This is a genomic window from Nocardioides sp. NPDC127503, from assembly GCF_040302165.1.
Lineage (GTDB): Bacteria > Actinomycetota > Actinomycetes > Propionibacteriales > Nocardioidaceae > Nocardioides.
Genome location: NZ_JBEORH010000009.1, coordinates 259,925 through 278,864, shown reverse-complemented (window position 1 = coordinate 278,864; position 18,940 = coordinate 259,925). Strand labels below are relative to the sequence as shown.

Annotated in this window: 22 protein-coding genes; 9 read left to right on the top strand and 13 right to left on the bottom strand. The window is 68.3% G+C overall.

From position 1 onward, the window contains the following. The first annotated feature begins 37 nt into the window (after positions 1-37). The 4 genes from ABTW65_RS21110 (at position 38) to ABTW65_RS21095 (ending at position 3,696) form a co-directional block, all read left to right on the top strand. Positions 38-1,576: a molybdopterin-dependent oxidoreductase gene (locus ABTW65_RS21110; RefSeq protein ID WP_350663686.1), complete on the top strand. Its 1,539-nt coding sequence runs from the start codon at positions 38-40 to the stop codon at positions 1,574-1,576. 92 nt (positions 1,577-1,668) lie between these two features. Then, a complete protein-coding gene (locus ABTW65_RS21105) occupies positions 1,669-2,307 on the top strand; it encodes a fasciclin domain-containing protein (protein WP_350663684.1) in 639 nt (212 codons plus the stop codon). Between the two features lie 37 nt (positions 2,308-2,344). After that, positions 2,345-2,944 (top strand): ECF RNA polymerase sigma factor SigK, encoded by a 600-nt coding sequence (gene sigK, locus ABTW65_RS21100; protein WP_350663682.1) that lies wholly within the window; start codon positions 2,345-2,347, stop codon positions 2,942-2,944. After that, entirely contained in the window at positions 2,941-3,696 is a 756-nt protein-coding gene (locus ABTW65_RS21095) for an anti-sigma factor (protein WP_350663680.1), read from the top strand. The genes sigK and ABTW65_RS21095 overlap by 4 nt, the downstream gene beginning before the upstream one ends. Before the next feature lie 26 nt (positions 3,697-3,722). Here ABTW65_RS21095 and ABTW65_RS21090 read toward each other — a convergent pair whose 3' ends face one another. Beyond that, complete coding sequence (locus ABTW65_RS21090; RefSeq protein ID WP_350663678.1) at positions 3,723-4,499, bottom strand: NPP1 family protein; 777 nt, start codon at positions 4,497-4,499, stop codon at positions 3,723-3,725. A 138-nt stretch (positions 4,500-4,637) separates the two neighbouring features. Here ABTW65_RS21090 and ABTW65_RS21085 point away from each other — a divergent pair, with 138 nt between their 5' ends. Beyond that, positions 4,638-5,084, top strand: a complete 447-nt coding sequence (locus ABTW65_RS21085; protein ID WP_350663676.1) for a TY-Chap domain-containing protein — start codon at positions 4,638-4,640, stop codon at positions 5,082-5,084. Here the strand turns inward: ABTW65_RS21085 and ABTW65_RS21080 are convergent. The 8 genes from ABTW65_RS21080 to ABTW65_RS21045 form a co-directional block, all read right to left on the bottom strand. Further along, positions 5,078-5,524, bottom strand: a complete 447-nt coding sequence (locus ABTW65_RS21080; RefSeq protein ID WP_350663674.1) for a hypothetical protein — start codon at positions 5,522-5,524, stop codon at positions 5,078-5,080. The two genes, ABTW65_RS21085 and ABTW65_RS21080, sit on opposite strands and share 7 nt — an antisense overlap. Then, the gene (locus tag ABTW65_RS21075) at positions 5,521-5,946 is read right to left on the bottom strand and encodes a hypothetical protein (RefSeq protein WP_350663672.1); all 426 of its coding nucleotides are present in this window, start codon (positions 5,944-5,946) and stop codon (positions 5,521-5,523) included. Before ABTW65_RS21075 ends, ABTW65_RS21080 begins: the two co-directional genes overlap by 4 nt. 2 nt (positions 5,947-5,948) lie before the next feature. Then, positions 5,949-6,308, bottom strand: coding sequence for a hypothetical protein (locus ABTW65_RS21070; RefSeq protein WP_350663671.1), 360 nt, complete (start codon positions 6,306-6,308; stop codon positions 5,949-5,951). A gap of 7 nt (positions 6,309-6,315) precedes the next feature. Beyond that, positions 6,316-7,518: a WXG100 family type VII secretion target gene (locus ABTW65_RS21065; protein WP_350663669.1), complete on the bottom strand. Its 1,203-nt coding sequence runs from the start codon at positions 7,516-7,518 to the stop codon at positions 6,316-6,318. Next, on the bottom strand, positions 7,518-7,820 hold the full coding sequence (locus ABTW65_RS21060; RefSeq protein ID WP_350663667.1) for a hypothetical protein: 303 nt from the start codon (positions 7,818-7,820) through the stop codon (positions 7,518-7,520). The genes ABTW65_RS21065 and ABTW65_RS21060 overlap by 1 nt, the downstream gene beginning before the upstream one ends. A 53-nt stretch (positions 7,821-7,873) precedes the next feature. Further along, on the bottom strand, positions 7,874-9,886 hold the full coding sequence (locus tag ABTW65_RS21055) for an MDR family MFS transporter (RefSeq protein WP_350663665.1): 2,013 nt from the start codon (positions 9,884-9,886) through the stop codon (positions 7,874-7,876). Between the two features lie 72 nt (positions 9,887-9,958). Next, positions 9,959-11,119 carry a hypothetical protein gene (locus ABTW65_RS21050; protein ID WP_350663663.1) on the bottom strand — a complete coding sequence of 387 codons (1,161 nt, stop codon included), beginning with the start codon at positions 11,117-11,119 and terminating at the stop codon, positions 9,959-9,961. 103 nt (positions 11,120-11,222) lie between these two features. After that, entirely contained in the window at positions 11,223-11,483 is a 261-nt protein-coding gene (locus ABTW65_RS21045; RefSeq protein ID WP_141802705.1) for a metal-sensitive transcriptional regulator, read from the bottom strand. Between the two features lie 136 nt (positions 11,484-11,619). Here ABTW65_RS21045 and ABTW65_RS21040 point away from each other — a divergent pair, with 136 nt between their 5' ends. Beyond that, positions 11,620-12,009 (top strand): carboxymuconolactone decarboxylase family protein, encoded by a 390-nt coding sequence (locus tag ABTW65_RS21040; RefSeq protein ID WP_350663661.1) that lies wholly within the window; start codon positions 11,620-11,622, stop codon positions 12,007-12,009. Positions 12,010-12,043: 34 nt separating this feature from the next. Beyond that, positions 12,044-12,214 (top strand): DUF8730 family Cys-rich protein, encoded by a 171-nt coding sequence (locus ABTW65_RS21035; protein WP_350663659.1) that lies wholly within the window; start codon positions 12,044-12,046, stop codon positions 12,212-12,214. Between the two features lie 30 nt (positions 12,215-12,244). On the opposite strand, the gene ABTW65_RS21030 is transcribed toward ABTW65_RS21035, so the two are convergent. Beyond that, entirely contained in the window at positions 12,245-12,595 is a 351-nt protein-coding gene (locus ABTW65_RS21030) for an HIT domain-containing protein (RefSeq protein ID WP_350663657.1), read from the bottom strand. A 23-nt stretch (positions 12,596-12,618) separates the two neighbouring features. Here ABTW65_RS21030 and ABTW65_RS21025 point away from each other — a divergent pair, with 23 nt between their 5' ends. Further along, on the top strand, positions 12,619-13,521 hold the full coding sequence (locus tag ABTW65_RS21025) for a PIG-L deacetylase family protein (RefSeq protein ID WP_350663655.1): 903 nt from the start codon (positions 12,619-12,621) through the stop codon (positions 13,519-13,521). Here ABTW65_RS21025 and ABTW65_RS21020 read toward each other — a convergent pair. Both ABTW65_RS21020 and nrdR read right to left on the bottom strand, forming a co-directional pair. Then, positions 13,479-16,394, bottom strand: coding sequence for a vitamin B12-dependent ribonucleotide reductase (locus ABTW65_RS21020; RefSeq protein WP_350663653.1), 2,916 nt, complete (start codon positions 16,392-16,394; stop codon positions 13,479-13,481). The genes ABTW65_RS21025 and ABTW65_RS21020 overlap by 43 nt on opposite strands. Before the next feature lie 164 nt (positions 16,395-16,558). Beyond that, positions 16,559-17,059 (bottom strand): transcriptional regulator NrdR, encoded by a 501-nt coding sequence (nrdR, locus tag ABTW65_RS21015; RefSeq protein ID WP_160025421.1) that lies wholly within the window; start codon positions 17,057-17,059, stop codon positions 16,559-16,561. 398 nt (positions 17,060-17,457) lie between these two features. Here nrdR and ABTW65_RS21010 point away from each other — a divergent pair, with 398 nt between their 5' ends. Beyond that, on the top strand, positions 17,458-18,357 hold the full coding sequence (locus tag ABTW65_RS21010) for a hypothetical protein (protein WP_350663651.1): 900 nt from the start codon (positions 17,458-17,460) through the stop codon (positions 18,355-18,357). A 114-nt stretch (positions 18,358-18,471) separates the two neighbouring features. Here the strand turns inward: ABTW65_RS21010 and ABTW65_RS21005 are convergent, their stop codons facing one another. Next, a complete protein-coding gene (locus tag ABTW65_RS21005; protein WP_350663649.1) occupies positions 18,472-18,849 on the bottom strand; it encodes a LysM peptidoglycan-binding domain-containing protein in 378 nt (125 codons plus the stop codon). Positions 18,850-18,940 lie beyond the last annotated feature (91 nt).

Sequence of the window (18,940 nt, the reverse complement as noted above, 5' to 3'; positions counted from 1 at the left end):
CTGAAATCCGATCCGGGCGCGGGCACGAATCCCCGCCATGAGACACCTGGATCGTCATACCCTCGCCCATGCCGCCGCCGGTGTGCTCGCCGGAGCGGTCGGAATGTCCGTCGCGCACCTCACTGCTGCGCTGCTCACACCGGCCTCCTCCCCCGCGCTCGCGGTCAGCACCGCGGTCATCGACGCGACGCCCACCCCCGTCAAGGAGTGGGCGGTACGCGAGCTCGGCAGCGCCGACAAGCCGATCCTGATCGGCAGCGTGCTGCTGGTCACGATCGCGTTCGCCGCCGTGATCGGGGTGGTCGCCCGAAGACGTCTCTGGCTCGGCGTCGGGCTCATGGCAGGCCTGGTCCTGCTCGCCGGCGCCGCCGTGGTTCGCCAGCCGCTCTTCGAGGTCGCCAACCTCGTGCCCACGTTGGTGGCACTCGTCCTCGGACCGGGCGTGCTGGTGCTGCTGACCCGCGCCCTGACCGCCGAGCGCACCCCGGCTCACCGGCAGGACGCGCCGGACGAAGGCGCGGCCACGCGCCGCAGCGTCCTGATCGGGTTCGGGGCTCTCGCACTGCTCTCCGCCGCGGCCGCGACCGGCGGGCAGATGATCGTGCGCGGCCGTACGGCGCTCGCAGACATCATGCTGCCGCGCGTCCGCAAGCCGTTGCCGGCGCTCCCGGCAGGGCTCGAGGAGACGCACAAGGGGATCTCCCGGTTCATCACGCGCAACCGGGACTTCTACCGGGTCGACACCAAGCTGGCCGTCCCGATCGTCGACCAGAACAGCTGGTCGCTGACCATCGACGGTGACGTCGACCGCGAGCTCACCTTCAGCTACGACGACCTGCGCGAGCGGGAGAACGTCGAGTACGACATCACCCTGACCTGCGTCTCCAACGAGGTAGGCGGCAAGCTCGTCGGCGCAGCGCGCTGGACCGGCGTACCTCTCAAGGAGCTGCTCGAGGAAGCGGGTGTCGGCGGCCGCGCCGACCAGATCCTCTCGACCGATGTCGAGGGCTTCACGATCAGCACCCCGCTCGAGGCCGCGATGGACGGGCGCAACGCGATGGTCGCCCTCGGCATGAACGGTGAGGTCCTCCCCCGTACCCACGGCTTCCCGGCCAGGCTGGTAGTGCCCGGCCTCTACGGGTACGTCGGTGCCACCAAGTGGGTCACCAAGCTCACCCTGACGCGCTATGACGACGCGACGGCCTACTGGACCGACCGCGACTGGGCCATCGATGCCCCGATCAAGCTCTCCAGCCGGATCGACACGCCCCGCCCGCTGAGCAACATCGAGGGCGGCCGCACCGTGATCGGTGGCGTCGCCTGGGCCCAGCACTCCGGCGTCGCCAAGGTCGACGTACGCATCGACGGCGGCCGTTGGCAGCCGGCCGAGCTCGGTCCGGACGCCGGGATCGACTATTGGCGCCAGTGGTTCATGCCGTGGGACGCCGAGGCGGGGAGCCACCAGCTGGCCGTGCGAGTCACCGATCGCGACGGCAACGTGCAGAGCGACGAGCGGGTCACCCCGTTCCCCGACGGGTCCAGCGGCATCCAGGAAATCGTCGTCACCGTCACCTGATCCAAACCTGATCACAAATTGGCGAAATCCGATTCGGCCACCGTGCCGAAGCCCTCATGACAGCAAGAGACCAACCCTCGAAAGGCTCTCTCATGAAGCTCAACACCATCACCCGCACCGGCAGCGTCGCCGCCTCCATGGCTCTCCTGCTGGGTCTGGGTCTCTCGGCATGTGGCTCCGAGGACACCGCCTCCGGAAGCGAAGGCGGCTCCAAGACCTCCGAGACCACCGAGGCCGCTCCCGAGACCGAGGAGGCCGGGTCGCAGACCTTCGGCGAAGGCTGCAAGCTGATCCCCGCCGACGGTGCCGGCTCGTTCAACGGCATGTCGACCGCGCCGGTCGCCTCGGCTGCGAGCGCCAACCCGCTGCTCAAGACGCTCGTGACCGCCGTAGGCGAGGCCGAGCTCGTCGACACCCTCAACAGCGCCGACGCGCTGACCGTCTTCGCCCCGACCGACGACGCCTTCAAGAAGATCCCGAAGGCCGACCTGGACGCCGTACTGGCCGACAAGGCCACGCTGACCAAGGTCCTCACCCACCACGTCGTGGCCGGTCAGCTCAGCCCCGACGAGGTCGCTGGTGAGCACGAGACCCTGGCCGGCGACATGATCACCGTCGAGGGCGAGGGCGAGGAGTTCACCGTCGGCAAGGAGAACGCCAAGGTGCTGTGCGGCAACATCCCGACCGCCAACGCCACGGTGTACGTCGTCGACACCGTCCTGATGCCCTGATCGGGACATCGGACCGGACATCCGCGAGGATCGACACATGAGACCGCTCAGCTCAGTCCCCTCCGGCGACTCGTCGCCGGAGGGGACCGGGTCCCCGGGGCTTGCCGAGCTCCTCCGTCGCGTCGCCCGAGGCGACGAGGCAGCCTTCGCCGCCCTCTACGACGCGACCGCCGCCCGCTTGCACGGACTGGTGCTGCGGGTGGTCCGAGACCCGGCTCAGGCGGAGGAGGTCACCCAGGAGACGTACCTCCAGGTGTGGCGCACCGCCAGCCGGTACGACGAGAGCCTCGGCAGCGCCCATTCGTGGCTGCTGACACTGGCCCATCGCCGTGCCGTCGACCGGGTCCGATCCGCGGAGTCCGCCGGCCGCAACGACACGGCCTACCACGGGACCACCCAGACCCCACCACATGACACGACGGCCGAAGCCGTGGAGACCTCCCTGGAGGCTCGCCGCGTCCACGCCGCCCTCGAAACCCTGACGGCAGTTCAACGCGAGGCGCTACAACTGGCGTACTTCGGCGGTTACACCCACACTGAGGTCGCCGCCATGCTGGAACTGCCGATAGGCACTGCAAAGACCCGTATCCGGGACGGACTGATCCGGTTGCGCGACGCGATGGGAGTGAGCAGATGAACGCGCAAGACATTCACGCCCTCTCCGGCGCATACGCGGTGGACGCCCTCGACGACATCGAGCGCATCCGCTTCGAGGAGCATCTCGCCGCCTGCGCCGACTGCCGCGACGAGGTGGCCAGCCTGCGCGACAGCGCCTGGATGCTCGGCAGCCTGACCGACACCGCACCTCCGCCTGAGCTGCGCGACCGTCTGCTCGCCGGCATCAAGGAGATCCGGCCGCTTCCGCCCGAGACCGCGCCGAAGCACAGGGCCGACGAGGCTCCTGAGCCTTCGGACCTGTCGTCTGACCGTCGCCGGTTCGGGTGGCGTACGTTCGCCGCTGCAGCAGCAGTGCTGGCCATGGTCGGCACCGGGACGGTCGCCGCGGTCGAGCTGATCCGAGACGACTCCAGCCAGACCATGTCGACCGCGGAGCGGGTCCTGAACGCGAAGGACGCGACGACCGTGGCCGTCGACCTACCCGGCGCTGCACGTGCCCGGGTGGTCCGCTCGGTCTCGGAGAACAGAGCGGTGCTGGTCACGTCCGGCATGCCGGCCGCGCCGAACGGCAAGGTCTACGAGCTCTGGCTCCAGCACGACGATGTAATGGTCCCCGCCGGGCTGATGCCCGACGACAGCGACCAGACCTTCGTCCTGAAGGGCGACGCCGCGGACGCAAGCGCGGCCGGGATCACCGTCGAGCCCGAGGGAGGCTCCGACGAACCGACCTCGGCCCCGATCGCCCTGTTCGACTTCTCGCAGGCCACCTGACCTGCGAGAAGGGGAGGCCGGCCCGCTCAGGCGTACGGGTCGAGGGAGACCCCGGCCGGCTTCCCGCTCGCCAATGCGTTGCCGAACCGCGCATCGGTGAGCTTGAACGTGGCGGCACCGAAGTCGGCCGCGACGAGGCGGTCGCGGATACCGGCCGGGTAGTTGTCCCAGCCGACCAGGCCCTTGACCTGCCAGACGCCCTCGTGGTTCTCGGGCGGCTCGTCACCGCCGCCGGTCTTGGGGAAGCGGAAGCAGTGGGTGCTGCCGCCGTCCTTGTGATAGACGGCCTTGGGGTGCGTACCGCCCTCGAACTGCAGCTCCGACTCGGGCTTGATCTGGTAGCCGGAGTGCTGGGAGACGGACATGAACCTCGCGTGACCGTCCTGCACCCACACGATGATGTGCTCCCAGTCGTGCCGGTGGCCGGCCGAGCCGGGGCCCCACGAGACCTGGTCCTTCTCGAAGTAGTAGCCGTAGAGGTACGCACACCAGCCGTTGTTGCACTTCGAGCGGGAGTAGACGTTGGTGTTCTGCAGGTCGGAGAGGTCGCGGCACTGGCCGTTGACCGTGCCGCCCATCGCCAGGCCGCCGTTGAGCGTGCCGTCCGGGCCGATCGCCGGGGTGCTGTAACAACCGTCGGTGTCGAAGTCGAGGGCCGGCTGCCAGGTGCGGTCGCCCTCCGGCGCCGAGGCCGGCAATGCCGGGGGCGGGGCGGCCCAGGCGGCCGCCGGGATCACGGAGAGAAGTGCGGCGAGCGGAAGCGCGAGCGCGAGCTTGCGCGTGAGTCGTTTCCCGAGAGTCATGTGGGGTCCCTTGATCGTGGGGGGAAGGGGGGTGCACAGATGCAACCAGCGCCGCGATCGCGTGACAACCCTTTGCGTGTGAACGCGCCGGTAACGCTGCCCGCTGGAGTGCTTCGCCGGCCCTGGTTGGATGGACCGGTGGACGCAACGCAGTGGCAAGACCGGATCACCTCCGAGCTCGCCGGCCTCGGGCAGCAGGAGTTCGTGATCATCGCTGAGCCCTCGCCGTCGGTGCCGGAACCTTCAGGCCTCCTAGCGCGGCTCAGGTCGAAGGCGTCGCGGTCCGCCGCACCGTCTCGGTGGGGGCAAGTGCTGTGCGTGGACTCGGTCCTCTACGCGGAGTTCGTGGGTACGCAGCACATCGGCGGCACCTGGGAGGCCTCCGCCGAGCAGCACCAGGCGCTTCGCGCGGCCGGCTGGTTGACGCCGGACGAGATCGACCCGATCGCCCCGGCGCCGGGGGTGCCGCACTACTGGCGCACCGTCCCGCAGGCCGAGGCTGCGCTCGTTGCCGGACTTCTCGTCGACGCCTTCCGCATCCTCGGCGCCGACTTCGCGACGCTCACCCTCCGCCGGGATCAGTAGGCGCCGAGCTGCTGGCAGAGCATGCGGTAGAAGGCGGTGTTGGTCATCGGCGTGAGCCTGTCCTCCAGCGCGAGATGGAGGCCGTCGGGGCCGTTGATGCCGGCGAGCTGCCACGGGCCGACGGTGATCGACCAGGCGGTGCGGGCGCCGAGCTCCTTCAGGACCACGTCGCGAGCCTCCTGGTCCTCGCCCAACAGCTCGGCCATCCGGGCGGTCGGGAACGGACGCACCGACCCGGTCGCGCCCTTGACCGGGCGGATCTTCAGCGTACGGACCAGGCTCGGGACGAGATGGCCTCGCGGGAGGTCGAGGGGCTGCGTACGCGTGCCGTCGACGCCGAGCTCGAGGTGGATGCCCGCGGGGCCGACCTCGGCGCGGTGCTCGAGGCGTCCGCCCGGGCCGGCGAGGAGCCAGACGACCTCCGTCGCCGCGGTGTTCATGCCGGGCTCCAGGTCGCGGCAGCGGCGTCGATCTGGGGAGCCCAGGTCGCATAGTCGCTGGTCAGCACGGTAGCGGTCAGGGTATGGCCGACTCCCTCGATCGCCACGAACCACTGCTCCATGGTCAGCGCGGAGCCGCCCGGCCCGTCGTACATCGCCAGCCGCCGCCCCGCCTCCTCCCCTGCGATCGTGAGGCGCTCGAGGTCGATCGGCGTGTAGCCCGGCATCATCTCGGTGAACGCCATCTCGGAGCCGACCTGCCAGTCGCGGAACCCCAGGTCGCCGTTGGTCTGGGCGGTCACCGTGAGGTTGGAGCGGAAGGTGCCGCTCGCCGGCGCGAGCGCCAGGAAGCGTACGCCCTCGGGTGGCTCAACACTCTCCCAGCCTTCCGGGAGCGTCAGGGTCGTCTGGTGATCGGACAAGGTCACTTCTTTCCCGCGGTGCGCTTCTTCTTCGGGCGCGACTCGCGATACCACTTCGGCTTGATGAACGACGGGGTCGGCACGATGACCAGCAGCGGATAGACGAGGCAGGTGAGCAGGAAGAGTCCACCGATGATCGTCCATGCCGCGGTCTGCTCCGGCACCAGCCCGAACGCCGTCGAGCCGGTGATCGCCAGCGCGGAGATGCAGGGCAGATGGATGAGTACGACGTCCTCGCCCACACCGCCCCGGTTCCATGCGGTAGCCCAGGAGCGGGCGCGAGCGGAGAGTCCGAGATGTTGCCAGATGCTGACCCCGGCGCCGATGACGCCGGCGGCAAGGATGAGTGCGGCCCAGATCATTGCGGTCCTAGTCCCAGAAGGTGATGGCGTCGCCGACATCGGAGGCTACCTCGCCGGCGCCCTCCGCGAAGTCGCTGACCCCGTCGACCACGGCCTCACCGAGCTCGCCGGCCTCGTCGACCACGAAGTCGGCCGCCTTGCCGGCCAGCCCGGAGCCGATCGCACCACCGATCACGCCGCCCACGACGCCGCCGATGACCGTGCCTGGACCGGGGAAGATGCTGCCGATCGCGGCGCCGGCCTGGGCTCCGGCCCAGGCTCCGCCCGCGGCACCGGCGGTCGTGATCGCGGAGGTGCTCACCGTGCGGCTCACCCGCTCCGTCGTCGACAGTGACGGGTCGTCGGCGTCCTTCTGCCACTGCTCCCAGGCCGAGGTGCCGGCCGTGATCACCCAGCCGGCCCGCGTGGCCCACTTGCCCGCGGTCAGCCACTTGCCGCGTACGGCTGCCTTGTTGGCCTTCGCGTGCCAGTTCTTGTCGTTGAGCACCTTGGCTGCGCGCTCGAGCTTGGTCAGGCTCGCCGGGCTGGCGAACCGGCCGTTCACCCGCGGCTGGAACGTGCCGTAACGGCTCTTCACCATCCAGTCGACGCCGGCGCCGGCGCCCAGACCGGCCAGCCCCAGAGCGTACGCACCGATCTGCATGCCGTCGGAGAAGTCCTTCGGCAGCAGGCCGAGGTCCTCGAGGCGGTCCTCGATCCAGCCATCGCCGGTCGACTTCGAGATCGCCTTGCCGAGATCCTCGTGGGCGTTGTCCTCGTCCTTGCGAGCCGTCTCGACCCGGCTGACCAGGTCGTTCCACTTCTCGACCTTGGTGTTGTGGGCGTCGACGTCGCCCTCGGAGGCGTCCTCGCCCGGGTCGGTCGGCGGCGAGATCATGGTGCCGCTGACCGTGAGCCCCGCGCCGCTGGCCTCGGTGCGAATCGTCGACATCTTGGTCTCGACCGCCTTGAGGTCGCCCGAGAAGGTCGAGAGACCCTTGCCGATGGCCTCGATGCGCGACTCGAGCTGACGCAGGTCGCTCTTGCGCTTCTCCGCCTTCGACTCGAAGGCGGCGCCCGCCTGGCCCTTCCAGGAACCGGCGGTCTTGATCGCCTTGCCGAGGTCGTCGAGCGCATCACCTACCGCGTCCTTGGCGGTCGTGCACGCGTCCGCGGCGGTCTGCGCCTCGGCGGCGTCGCCGTAGACCTTCGTGTCCATCGCCTCTGGCATCAGTTGCCCCTCATCCTCTGCTCATGGCGTCGGCCCGCGTCGCCGGCCCCGTGATCAGCCGTGGTCGCGTGGTCGAGAGCGTTCTGTACGCCGTCGCTGAGTGACCCGAGGCCTTCCGCCATCCCGCCGACGGCCGCCGCGAGCGACGCCAGTGCAGTCGCGACCTCGGAGGACGACTCGCCCACGTCAGGCGTCTTCTGCAGCGGCTTGGCCTGCTTGAAGAGGTCTCCACCGGCGGTGTCGAGCGTGCTCTTGATGGACCTGAGATCGTCGGGATTGACGTGCATGTCGTCGTCACTCATGCCTTCGTCCTACCCGCTCTCGCCGATTTCAAACACGACGAAAGTAAAAAGCCCTATAGGGCCGCTTCGGCTGGGCTCCGCACGTCCTGCTCACCCTCCACGAACCTGCGGGAGAGCACGGCGAGCGCCTCATCGAGCTTGGCGTCGTCAGCGCCCCAGTCGGAGAGCTCGGTGACCAGCCACTCCTTGAACGCCGCGACCAGCTTGTCGAGCTCCTCCCTGCCCGCCTCCGTCAGGGCGTACGCCCTCTCGTCGCCGTAGAGGTAGCCCTCCGCCGCGGCGGTGGCGAATGCCGGCGCCAGCACCTCGCCCGGCATCCCGAGCCGGTGGCCGATCGCGACCAGCGAGGTCTCGCCGCCGACCCACTCGCGGATCCCGACCTGGCGTACGCACCACGCGGTCGCGGCGTCGAGATCGACCGCCGACTCCCGGAGCATGGTGAAGGTCTCCGGTGGCTGGCGGCGGACCAGCTGGGCGACGGCGACGTCGAGGCGCATGGCGCTGTCGGAGGAGTTGGGCATCGCGAACCCGTCGCCGGGGTCGGTTGCTGCGGCCCTCGAGGTGCCACGCAGGGGCACTTCCTTGAGGAAGAGCGCGACCAGGAACGCGAGCCCGGCGACGGGGACCGCGGCGAGGAAGACGATCTGCAGCGTCTCCGCGTAGGCGCCGATGATCGGCGCGCTCTGGGCGTCGGGCAGCGAGTGCAGAAGGGCCGGTGTCGCGACCGCGTCCGGGGAGACTCCTGCCGAGGCGACGGCGGCGGGGAGCCGGTCAGCGAGCTGGTTGGCGTAGACGGTGCCCATGATCGAGGCGCCGAACGAGCTGCCCATCGTCCGGAAGAAGGTCACGCCCGAGGTCGCGACACCGAGGTCCTCATAGGCCGCGGTGTTCTGCACGATGATCGTCAGGATCTGCATGCTCAGGCCGACGCCCATGCCCATGATCAGCAGGAACAGCGACATCATCAGGGTGCTGGTGTCGGCGTCCATGGTCGAAAGCAGATAGAGCCCCAGCGCCATGAGCAGCGCACCGGCGACCGGAAAGATCTTGTAGCGCCCCGTCCGGCCCACGATCGAGCCCGCCACTGTCGATGTCACCAGCAGCCCGATGACCATCGGCAGGGTGCGGATCCCGGACGACGTCGCGGAGACGCCGTGGACGTACTGCATGTAGGTCGGCAGATAGGTCATCGCGCCGAGCATCGCGAAGCCGACGATGAACGAGAGCACGACGCTGACCGTGAACACCCGGTCTCGGAACAGCCGCAACGGCAGGATCGGGGAGACCGCCCGCGACTCGACCCAGACGAAGATCGCGAACGCGACCGCCGAGCCGATGAACAGGCCGATGATGGTCGCCGATCCCCAGGCGTACTCCGTCCCGCCCCAGCTGACGGCCAGCGTCAGCATCGAGGCGCCGAGGCCGACGAAGAGGATGCCGAGGTAGTCGATCGAGGGTCGCTTGCCGCGAGCGATCTGCGGCAACGTCAGGCTGGCGATCGCGATCACGGCGATGCCCAGCGGCAGGTTGATGTAGAAGGCCCAGCGCCAGGAGAGATGGTCGGTGAAGAGACCGCCGAGGAGCGGGCCAAGGACGGTGGTGGCGCCGAAGACCGCCCCGAGGGCGCCCTGGTACTTCCCTCGGTCGCGCAGCGGGATGATGTCGCCGATCAGCGCCGTCGCGGTCACCATCAGGCCACCGGCGCCGATGCCCTGCACGGCTCGCGCGCCGATCAGCCAGACCATGTCGGTCGCGAACCCGCACGCGGCCGAGGCGAGGATGAAGAGCCCGGCGGAGACCTGCAGCATCAGCTTGCGGCCGAAGAGGTCACCGAACTTGCCGGCGAGCACGGTCGCCACCGTCTCGGCCAAGAGGTAGGAGGAAACCACCCACGACAGGTGGCCGGCACCTCCGACGTCGGCCACGATCGTCGGCAGCGCGGTCGACACGATCGTCTGGTCGAGCGCCGCGAGCAGCATGCCGAGGAGCACGGTGCCGAAGATGAGATTGATCCGGCGCCGGCTCAGCTGAGGCTCGGCTTCCGACGTCGCCTGCGATGCTGCCACTGCGCCCCCACGGTCTCGACTGGAATCAAACTAAGCCAAACTCCAGGTAGGGGCGAGGGACCTCGCGGAGTGTCAGGCAGCCTCCTCGTGGTGGCCAGCCAGGTCGCGGATGAGACTCGCGGCCGGCTCGTGGACGAATTCGGCGAACCCGCCGAGCGCGGCGAGACTATCGGGCGGTGTGCCCGAACTGAGCGCCGTGATCGTCTCCGGTCGCACCAGCCACGCGGCCAGGCACGCGGGATAGTCGGCTGGATGGTTGAACAGCTCGTCGAGCTGATCCAGTCCATCGTCATCGGGATTTCTGAACGCATGCAGACCCGCGTCCATGGCGAGGTTGACCAGTCCGTACGGAATGTCGGTGAGCAAGCCGTAGTCACGCAGCCCGCGGTGGGTCCAGATCTCCCCCGGCTCGCGGTCCGGCCTTCCGGTCCTGTCGCGCAGCGCGTCGATCCACCGCTCCGGCTCATCCGCGACGGCGTACGCCACCTCCTCGGGCACCCGCAGTGGCGCCGTCTCGAACATGAGGCCGTCGTCGATCGGCACGATCCGGCCGATCACGCACTCCCCGTCGTCGACCAGCAGCCCGGCGCCGATGTTGATCGTGGTCAGCTGCTCCCCGGTCCTCGGATCCTCCCAGAGCAGGTGTCGCGGCTCGCGCCCCAGCAGCCGTACGCCACGCATCGGCGCCCGCACCCACTCCCAGATCCGGTCGGCACCGGCGATGAGATCGCCGGACGCGTTGTGGCGCAGGAACGCCTCGAGCCCGCCGAGTTCGTACAGGAAGGTCTGACGGTAGACCCAGTCACGATCCAGGATCTGGATCCGGTCGTCCTCCCGGTCGCGTCCGGGGTCGGGACCGCCACGGACGTCCAGCGCGACTCGGATCGCCTTCGACATCCGCCATCGATTGCGCGCGTGGGTCCCCTGCAACGCCTGCGCGACGATCCATCGCGAGTGGGCCCACCTCGGCATGAGCGCCTCGAGAAGCCGCAACTGGTCCAGCCGCTCGAGGCGCGATGGATGCCAGAACTGCTCCTTGTCGAGCTGGTCGCTGGTCGTATGGATGATCTCCAGGGCCGACCTCACGTCCCCGCGAGCCTCGGCATCGTTCACGGCGAACATCGCTGGCCAATAGGGACTGTCGACGACCTTCTCGGCGAACGACCGCCGCCGCGGATCCCCTGGCCTCTTGGGCGGGACGGGCCTCTTCTGGTGCTTCTTGCGTTTGGGCATGGCACCAGAAGACCCCGGATCCGTACGCCTCGCCAGCGCCTATCACCGCCCTGTGGATAACCCTGACCCGGAGCTCGCCTGTGGACAGTGATCGGCCCGCCGATCAGGCAAGAGCGAGGAAGAGCTTCTCCATCTTCTTGGTGTCGACACTGTCGCGACCACCCTCGGCGAGGCACTTCTCCAGCCCGGTGGCCACCAGCGCGTAGCCGCCTCGGCTGACTGCCTTGTTGACCGCAGCGAGCTGGGTGAGCGCGTCTTCGCACTCCGAGCCCTCCTCGAGCATCCGGATCACCGAGGCGAGGTGTCCGTTGGCCCGCTTGAGTCGGGTGATGACGGCCTTGATCTCGTCAGGCTCGAGCTGCATCGGGGTCCTTCTCTTTCCAGTGAGTGTCTCCAGCGTGCCGGGAAGCCGCTGGCGTCCTGGGGATTCTATAACCCCCCAGGGGGTTATGCTACCGTCGTCGACGTAACCCCCCGGGGGGTTACGGAAAGGAGTCACCATGACCACCACGACTGACCACGGCTCACCCCACGGCAAGAGCGTCCTGCGCGACCTCGGGCCGCTCCACCAGGAGCTCCGCCGCGCCATCCCCGACGTCTACAAGGGCTGGGGCGGACTCTCCAAGGCGGCCTTCGCCGACGGTGCGCTCGACCGCAAGACCAAGGAGCTGATCGCCTTCGCGATCGGCGTCGTCGAGGGCTGCGACGGCTGCATCGCCTCCCACGGCCAGGCCGCCGCACGCGCCGGCGCGAGCCCCCAAGAGGCAGCCGAGGCCATCGGCGTCACCTTCCTCATGCACGGCGGTCCCGCCACCATCCACGGCGCGCGAGCCTTCGACGCGTTCTGCGAGTTCGTCGACGCCCTCGACGCCGGCGAACCTCCCGCCTGACCCCGACCAGATCCACAGAAGCAGGAACCGAACCATGTGTCGCCCCGTCCGCTGCAAGAAGTGCAAGAAGACCACTTGGGCCGGCTGCGGCCGCCACGTCTCCGACATCAAGGCCTCCGTACCCGCCGCCCAGTGGTGCCCCGGCCACTCCGCCGACCCCAAAGACCCCAACGGCACCTTGCTGAGCCGGATCCTCGGCCGCTGACGGCTCGGCATCGGCCTCTGGAGCACCGGTTCAGCCTCGGCGCCCGCCACTGTGGACGTGCACGTGCAGGTGCTTGGAGTCTTGGTACGCACCTAGATTGGTGAGCACCGCCGCGGCGCCATACTCGAGCTCCACGTCTCTGGCCACTGTTTGGACGACACCGAGCAGCTCACGTACATCGGCCTCATCCTCGTCGCTCACAGTCGTGAGCGACGCGATGTGGCGTTTGGGCACCACCACGATGTGGACCGCCCAGAACGGCCGCGTGTGGTGGAACGCCAGCACCTTGACGCTGTCGTGCACCACGTCGAGACGGTCGGGATAAGGAATGGCGACATCACAGTAGAAGTCGTCTCCGTCGTACGAGGCACCGCTTGTCATCCAGAGACCATAGGCTGACAAGCGTGTTCGGCGACATGGCGCGTGCTGTCGTGCTCGTCGTCCATGCCCATCCTGACGACGAAGTCTTCGCTACGGGCGCCGCGACGATCGCCGCCCACGATGCCGGGGCGACCGTCCACCTGCGACTCTTCACAGGCGGCGAAGGACGCACCAGCGGGCTCACCGAGGCAGAACTCGATGCGTCTCGGCAGCGCAAGGAGACGCTGCTGAGCAAGTCGATCCATCAGTTGGGCATCGACGACTGGGCATATCTGAGCGAGGCGGGACGCTGGACGGATACTCCCCACGCGCCCGACCTGACGATCGCTCAAGCACCGGTCGACGCACTGGGCGCGAGCGTAGCCAACGCGATAGCGACATTGCGCCCGGACGTACTTCTCACCGTGGGATCCGACGGTCTGACCGGCCACCCGGATCACGTCGCCTGCCATCGCGCTGTTCAGCGCGCTCTCGACATCTCCGACCATGCCCCGCCTGTCGCCCTCGGCGCCGTCCTCGACCGCCACGCGGTCCGGGAAGCCCACGAGCGCGCAACCTCCGTACTTCGATGCGAGGTCGGCTCTGGGCGCGTCACCGGCGTCGATCTCGGCCCGAGAGTCGTCACCGTCACTGGACCGCCTGGGACTGAGGAGCGCCGCCGGCGAGCGCTGGATGCGTACGTTCCTGGCCTCGGCACCACGGAGCCGGAAACTCTCTCCTGCCACCGCGTGGGCGCTGGTGACTCCGTGCTGCTCAGATTCGTACTCGACTCCTCGGGATGGAACCGCGACCGATTCGTCGAGCTGCGCTCCCACGTCCCACAAACGAGTCCGGTCCCGCACCCTTCCTCGGGTGCGGGACCGGACTCATTCAGCCTTCAGGCTCAGCTGCAACCAGAGGTCGAGCCGCAGCCCTCGCAGACGTAGCAGGAGCCGGCGGGGCGCATCTTGGTGCCGCAGGTGAAGCAGAGCGGGCTGTCGATGGCCATGCCGCTGATCGACTCGAGCAGCTCGGCGGTGGTGTGGGCGGTGGCCTTGGGCGCCTCCTCGACGACCTCGGCCTCCTCCTCGACCTCGGCCTCGACCGGCTCGGCGACAGGAGCAGCCTTGCGCTCCGGAGCCGGCTTCTGGACGAGCTCGGCGGCGGTGGTGCCGTTGCCGAGCTGCTCGTAGGAGCCGGTCTCGAGGTAGCGCTGACGCTCGTCGGCGGAGTAGATGCCGAGAGCAGAGCGGTCCTCGAAGGACATGTAGTCCAGCGCCAGGCGGCGGAAGACGTAGTCCATGAGCGACTGCGCCATGCGTACGTCCGGGTCGTCGGTCAGACCGGCGGGCTCGAACTTCAGGTTGGTGAACTTGGAGACGTAGGTCTCCAGGGGCACGCCGTACTGAAGGCCGACGGAGACCGCGATGGAGAAGGCGTCCATGACACCGGCCAGGGTCGACCCCTGCTTGCCCAGCTTGAGGAAGACCTCACCGAGCTCGCCGTCGGCGTGGGCGCCGGAGGTCATGTAGCCCTCGGCGCCACCGACCGTGAAGGAGGTGGTGCGCGAGACGCGGGACTTCGGCAGGCGCTTGCGGGTCGGCGCGTAGACGATCTTCTCGATGATCTTCTCGACGACCTCCGGCTCGACCTCGGCCTCGGCGGCGACGGCAGCCGTGGCCATACCCTGGTCCTTCTTGGCGCCCTCTGACTTGCCGTCGGCCAGCGGCTGGCCGACCTTGCAGTTGTCGCGGTAGATCGCGGTGGCCTTCAGGCCCAGCTTCCACGACTCCATGTAGACCTGCTCGATCTCCTCGACCGTGGCGGTCTCGGGCAGGTTGACGGTCTTGGAGATCGCACCGGAGAGGAACGGCTGGGTCGCCGCCATCATGCGTACGTGGCCCATCGGCTGCAGCGCACGCTTGCCCATCGCGGTGTCGAAGACCTCGTAGTGCTCCTGGCGCAGGCCGGGGGCGTCGATGACGTGGCCGTGCTCGGCGATGTAGGCGACGATCGCCTCGATCTGCTCGGGCTGGTAGCCCATCTTCTTCAGCGCCCGCGGGATCACCTGGTTGACGATCTGCATCGAGCCGCCACCGACGAGCTTCTTGAACTTGACCAGCGAGAAGTCGGGCTCGATGCCGGTGGTGTCGCAGTCCATCATGAAGCCGATGGTGCCGGTCGGCGCGAGCAGCGAGGCCTGGGCGTTACGGAAGCCGTTGACCTTGCCGATCTCGACGACGTCGTTCCACACGCGGGTCGCCGCGTCGATGATGTTGCGGTCGACCGGGTTGATCGAGCGGACCGCGTCGTTGGCGGCCTGGTGCTTGCGCATGACCCGCTGGTGGGCCTCGGCGTTGCGGGCGTAACCGGCGTACGGACCGACGACACCGGCCAGCTCGGCCGAGCGCTTGTATCCGGCACCGGTCATCAGCGAGGTGATGGCGGCGGCCATCGTGCGGCCACCCTCGCTGTCGTAGCCCAGACCCATCGCCATCAGCAGCGCGCCGAGGTTGGCGTAGCCGATGCCGAGCTGGCGGTAGTCGCGGGTGGTCTCGCCGATCGCCTCGGTCGGGAAGTCGGCGAAGCAGATGGAGATGTCCATCGCGGTGAAGACGACCTCGCAGGCCTGCTGGAAGCGCACGGCGTCGAAGGTGTCGTCGTCCTTGAGGAACTTCAGCAGGTTCAGCGACGCCAGGTTGCAGGAGGAGTTGTCCAGCGACATGTACTCCGAGCACGGGTTGGAGCCGGTGATCCGGCCCGTCTCCGGGTTGGTGTGCCAGTCGTTGATCGTGTCGTCGTACTGCAGACCCGGGTCGGCACACTCCCACGCGGCGATCGAGATCTTGCGGAACAGCTCGCGAGCGTCGATCTCCTCGATGACCTCACCGGTCGTACGCGCCCGGAGGCCGAACTTCTTGCCCTCCTCGACAGCGCGCATGAACTCGTCGGAGACGCGCACGGAGTTGTTGGCGTTCTGGTACTGCACGGACGAGATGTCCTTGCCGCCCAGGTCCATGTCGAAGCCGGCGTCGCGCAGCGCGCGGATCTTGTCCTCCTCGCGCGCCTTGGTCTCGACGAACTCCTCGATGTCGGGGTGGTCGACGTCGAGCACGACCATCTTCGCCGCGCGGCGGGTGGCGCCGCCGGACTTGATGGTGCCCGCGGACGCGTCGGCGCCGCGCATGAAGGAGACCGGGCCGGAGGCCGTGCCGCCGGAGGACTTCAGCAGTTCCTTGGAGGAGCGGATGCGGGAGAGGTTGAGACCGGCACCGGAGCCGCCCTTGAAGATCAGGCCCTCCTCCTTGTACCAGTTCAGGATCGAGTCCATGGAGTCGTCGACCGAGAGGATGAAACAGGCCGAGACCTGCTGGGGGGACTCGGTGCCGACGTTGAACCAGACCGGCGAGTTGAAGGCGAAGTGCTGGTTGACCAGCAGCCAGGTGAGCTCGCGACCGAAGAGGTCGGCGTCGGCGTCGGTGGCGAAGTAGTCGTTCTCCTTGCCGGAGGCGACGTAGGTGTTCACGACCCGGTCGATCAGCTGCTTCAGGCTCTGCTCACGCTTCTCGGTGCCGATGGCACCGCGGAAGTACTTGGTCGTCACGATCGTCGAGGCGTTGATCGACCAGAAGTCGGGGAACTCGACTCCGGTCTGCTCGAAGACGGTCTCGCCGGTCTTCCAGTTCTTCTGGACGACGTCGCGCCGCTCCCAGGTGATCTCGTCGTAAGGGTGAACGCCCTCGGTGCTGAAGATCCGCTCGATCTTCAGCCCGGCGCCCGTCTTCGACGATGCCTGTGCCTCTGCTGCCGTGTCTGTCATTTCGTTCCCCCTGTTGTCATCGATCGCTGTGCCGTACTGCTGGTCGGTGCTGATGGTGGAGTCCTTGCCCTGTTCTAACTGGTTTCGCTGGCTGTGCCGTTGATTGGCCCGAGCAGGTCGCTTCCCCACGGCCTGCCCGGGCCGGTCTATGTGTCCCGTGGGACCTAGTCGGAGCCCACTGGGGCCTCGACCGGATGTTCTGCCTCGAAGTCCTGGACTTCCCGTTCCGTACGCAGCATCTGGATCTCACGCTCGAAGTCCTCCACCGAGCCGAAGGCCCGGTAGACGCTCGCGAAGCGCAGGTAGGCCACCTCGTCGAGCTCGCGCAGCGGCGCGAGGATCGCCAGCCCCACCTCGTTGCTGGGAACCTCTGCGAGCCCCTGGCTGCGCAGCGCCTGCTCGACCTCCTGGCCGAGGCAGGCGAGCTGGTCCTCAGTGACCGGCCTGCCCTTGCATGCCTTGCGTACGCCGTGCACCGCCTTGTCGCGGCTGAACGGCTCCGCTGCGCCGGAGCGCTTGGCCACCATCAGCTGCATCTGCTCGACGGTCGTGAACCTCTTCCCACATTCCTGGCAGACCCGGCGGCGCCGGATCTGGCCACCGTCCTCGGCCACGCGGGAGTCGAGCACCTTGGTGTCGCTGTGTCGGCAGAACGGACAGTGCACGGTCGAGCCCCTCTCGTGAGACCTGTGGATCCAGGCCGTCTCATTGGCGGCCCGAGCCTGTGGAACCTGTGGATATGAGCGTGAGCCCCTGTGGAACAACACCCTCATCGCTGTGGGCCATCCGCCCGTTCATGTGAACTAGATGTGGATAACTACAGCCGTGTAACTACTAGATGTAGTGGTAACCGTACGCCCGCCCCCACGACGATGCAAGCGAGGGTCGGGTTTACCCGCGTGTCCGGCGTGTCGCCGGTCAAACACCGAAAGATTCCGGTTCAAGGGCGCCGGACTGGCGTGGATGCGTAAGAATGACCCCCGTGACAAACATCTCCGGAGGAAATCGCGTCGGGTCGCGGAGAGGCACGCGCCCCAGAAGCGGTCCCCGGCCACCTTTCATCTTGCCTGCGATCGCGACACTGGCCTTCCTCGTCATCTGGGGAGTGCTCGTGTGGGTCGCCGTCGGTTTCGGGGCCGACGCACGGGGAGGCGATTCCGGCGCCTGGGCGAAGCTCGCCATCGCGGCGGTCGTTGCAGTCGCCTGCCTCTTCCTGACCTTCACCTTCGCCGGGAAGGCCTGGCGGGCCTTCTCCGGCTCCCCCATCCCGCCAACCGACGACTACGCCGGAAGCCACTCCAACGCCTACGTCGAGGAGCAGGACTACACCGACCCTGCCTACTCCGACCAGGCCTACCCTGAGCAGGCCTACCCGGAACAGGACTACTACGGCACCGGCTCCTACGGCTACGACGACAACGGCTACGGCCGGCACAGCTCCGACACCGGGAGCCAGCCGCCCTACGGCGACACCGGGAACCGCTCGGCCTACACCGACACCGGCTCCCAGTCGCCCTACGGCTACCCCGGCAGCGACCAGAGCTACGGCAACACCGGCAGCCGAGCCGCGTACGGCGCGTCGGCCTACCAGCCGCCGAGCAGTCCACCGCCCACCCCGGCGCCCTACTACTCCAGCCCGCCGACACCGACGTCGACGCCGCAGAGCACTTCTGGGTACGGCTCGCAGGGATACAACACGGACGGCTACCCCACCCAGCAGGCCGGCTCGCCGCAGTATCAGTCCGGCTCCTACCAGGCCCCGACCAGCTACGGCCAGACCGGCTCGCGGGCTCGGCTGACCCAGGATCCCGCCGCAACTCAGGCGATGCCCACCCAGCGCAAGCCCCAGGACCCGCCGGTCCAGCCCGTCCAGCCGGACGACGAATGGCCGCCGCGGCACAGCACACGCAACAAGCAGTGGCCGCCGGCCGAGCCGGACAGCCCCTACCGCGGGCGCCACTGAGGTAGGCCAAGACGCGAGAGTGCTGCAGACGCTTCCCATCGTCTGCAGCACTCTCACTTTCCCCGGTAGCCGGCTGCCAGGGTCGAAGGAGCAGCCGGACATCTGTGCGGCGCCTTACGGCGCGGTCGGAACGATCAGCGTCTGTCCGGACACGAGCATCGAGGACTCGAGACTGTTGAGCTCCTTGATCCTCTGCTCCATCTCCCGAATCGAGGAGTCGGTGCCGGCGACGGCCTTCGAGGAGATGTCCCAGAGCGTGTCGCCATCGCCGACGACCATCGTGTGGGCGGAGGAGGCGGGACTTTTGTCCGCACCGTTCTCCACCGCGAACGCGACCCTCGCCCCGATCAGCGCAATCCCGAAGAGCACGACGAGCGCGAACGCGAACACGACGACTCGTCCGCGACGGGTGAGCCGCACGGTCGAGCGGCGCACCTCCCGCACCGGACGGGGCGGCTCGGCTACGGGCAGCACATAGACTGTTGCACTCATCTCACGGCCTCCTGATCACAGGTCTCTCGATCACGTGTTCGATCGAGCACATGTTCGAAGGTAGATCACGTGTTCGAACAACGCAAGTAGC

Coding starts and splice junctions, on each gene's coding strand:
- ABTW65_RS21110 (WP_350663686.1), top strand. CDS start 38: ATGAGACACCTGGATCGTCATACCCTCGCCCATGCCGCCGCCGGTGTG.
- ABTW65_RS21105 (WP_350663684.1), top strand. CDS start 1,669: ATGAAGCTCAACACCATCACCCGCACCGGCAGCGTCGCCGCCTCCATG.
- sigK (WP_350663682.1), top strand. CDS start 2,345: ATGAGACCGCTCAGCTCAGTCCCCTCCGGCGACTCGTCGCCGGAGGGG.
- ABTW65_RS21095 (WP_350663680.1), top strand. CDS start 2,941: ATGAACGCGCAAGACATTCACGCCCTCTCCGGCGCATACGCGGTGGAC.
- ABTW65_RS21090 (WP_350663678.1), bottom strand. CDS start 4,499: ATGACTCTCGGGAAACGACTCACGCGCAAGCTCGCGCTCGCGCTTCCG.
- ABTW65_RS21080 (WP_350663674.1), bottom strand. CDS start 5,524: ATGAACACCGCGGCGACGGAGGTCGTCTGGCTCCTCGCCGGCCCGGGC.
- ABTW65_RS21070 (WP_350663671.1), bottom strand. CDS start 6,308: ATGATCTGGGCCGCACTCATCCTTGCCGCCGGCGTCATCGGCGCCGGG.
- ABTW65_RS21065 (WP_350663669.1), bottom strand. CDS start 7,518: ATGCCAGAGGCGATGGACACGAAGGTCTACGGCGACGCCGCCGAGGCG.
- ABTW65_RS21060 (WP_350663667.1), bottom strand. CDS start 7,820: ATGAGTGACGACGACATGCACGTCAATCCCGACGATCTCAGGTCCATC.
- ABTW65_RS21050 (WP_350663663.1), bottom strand. CDS start 11,119: ATGCCCAAACGCAAGAAGCACCAGAAGAGGCCCGTCCCGCCCAAGAGG.
- ABTW65_RS21045 (WP_141802705.1), bottom strand. CDS start 11,483: ATGCAGCTCGAGCCTGACGAGATCAAGGCCGTCATCACCCGACTCAAG.
- ABTW65_RS21040 (WP_350663661.1), top strand. CDS start 11,620: ATGACCACCACGACTGACCACGGCTCACCCCACGGCAAGAGCGTCCTG.
- ABTW65_RS21035 (WP_350663659.1), top strand. CDS start 12,044: ATGTGTCGCCCCGTCCGCTGCAAGAAGTGCAAGAAGACCACTTGGGCC.
- ABTW65_RS21030 (WP_350663657.1), bottom strand. CDS start 12,595: ATGACAAGCGGTGCCTCGTACGACGGAGACGACTTCTACTGTGATGTC.
- ABTW65_RS21020 (WP_350663653.1), bottom strand. CDS start 16,394: ATGACAGACACGGCAGCAGAGGCACAGGCATCGTCGAAGACGGGCGCC.
- ABTW65_RS21005 (WP_350663649.1), bottom strand. CDS start 18,849: ATGAGTGCAACAGTCTATGTGCTGCCCGTAGCCGAGCCGCCCCGTCCG.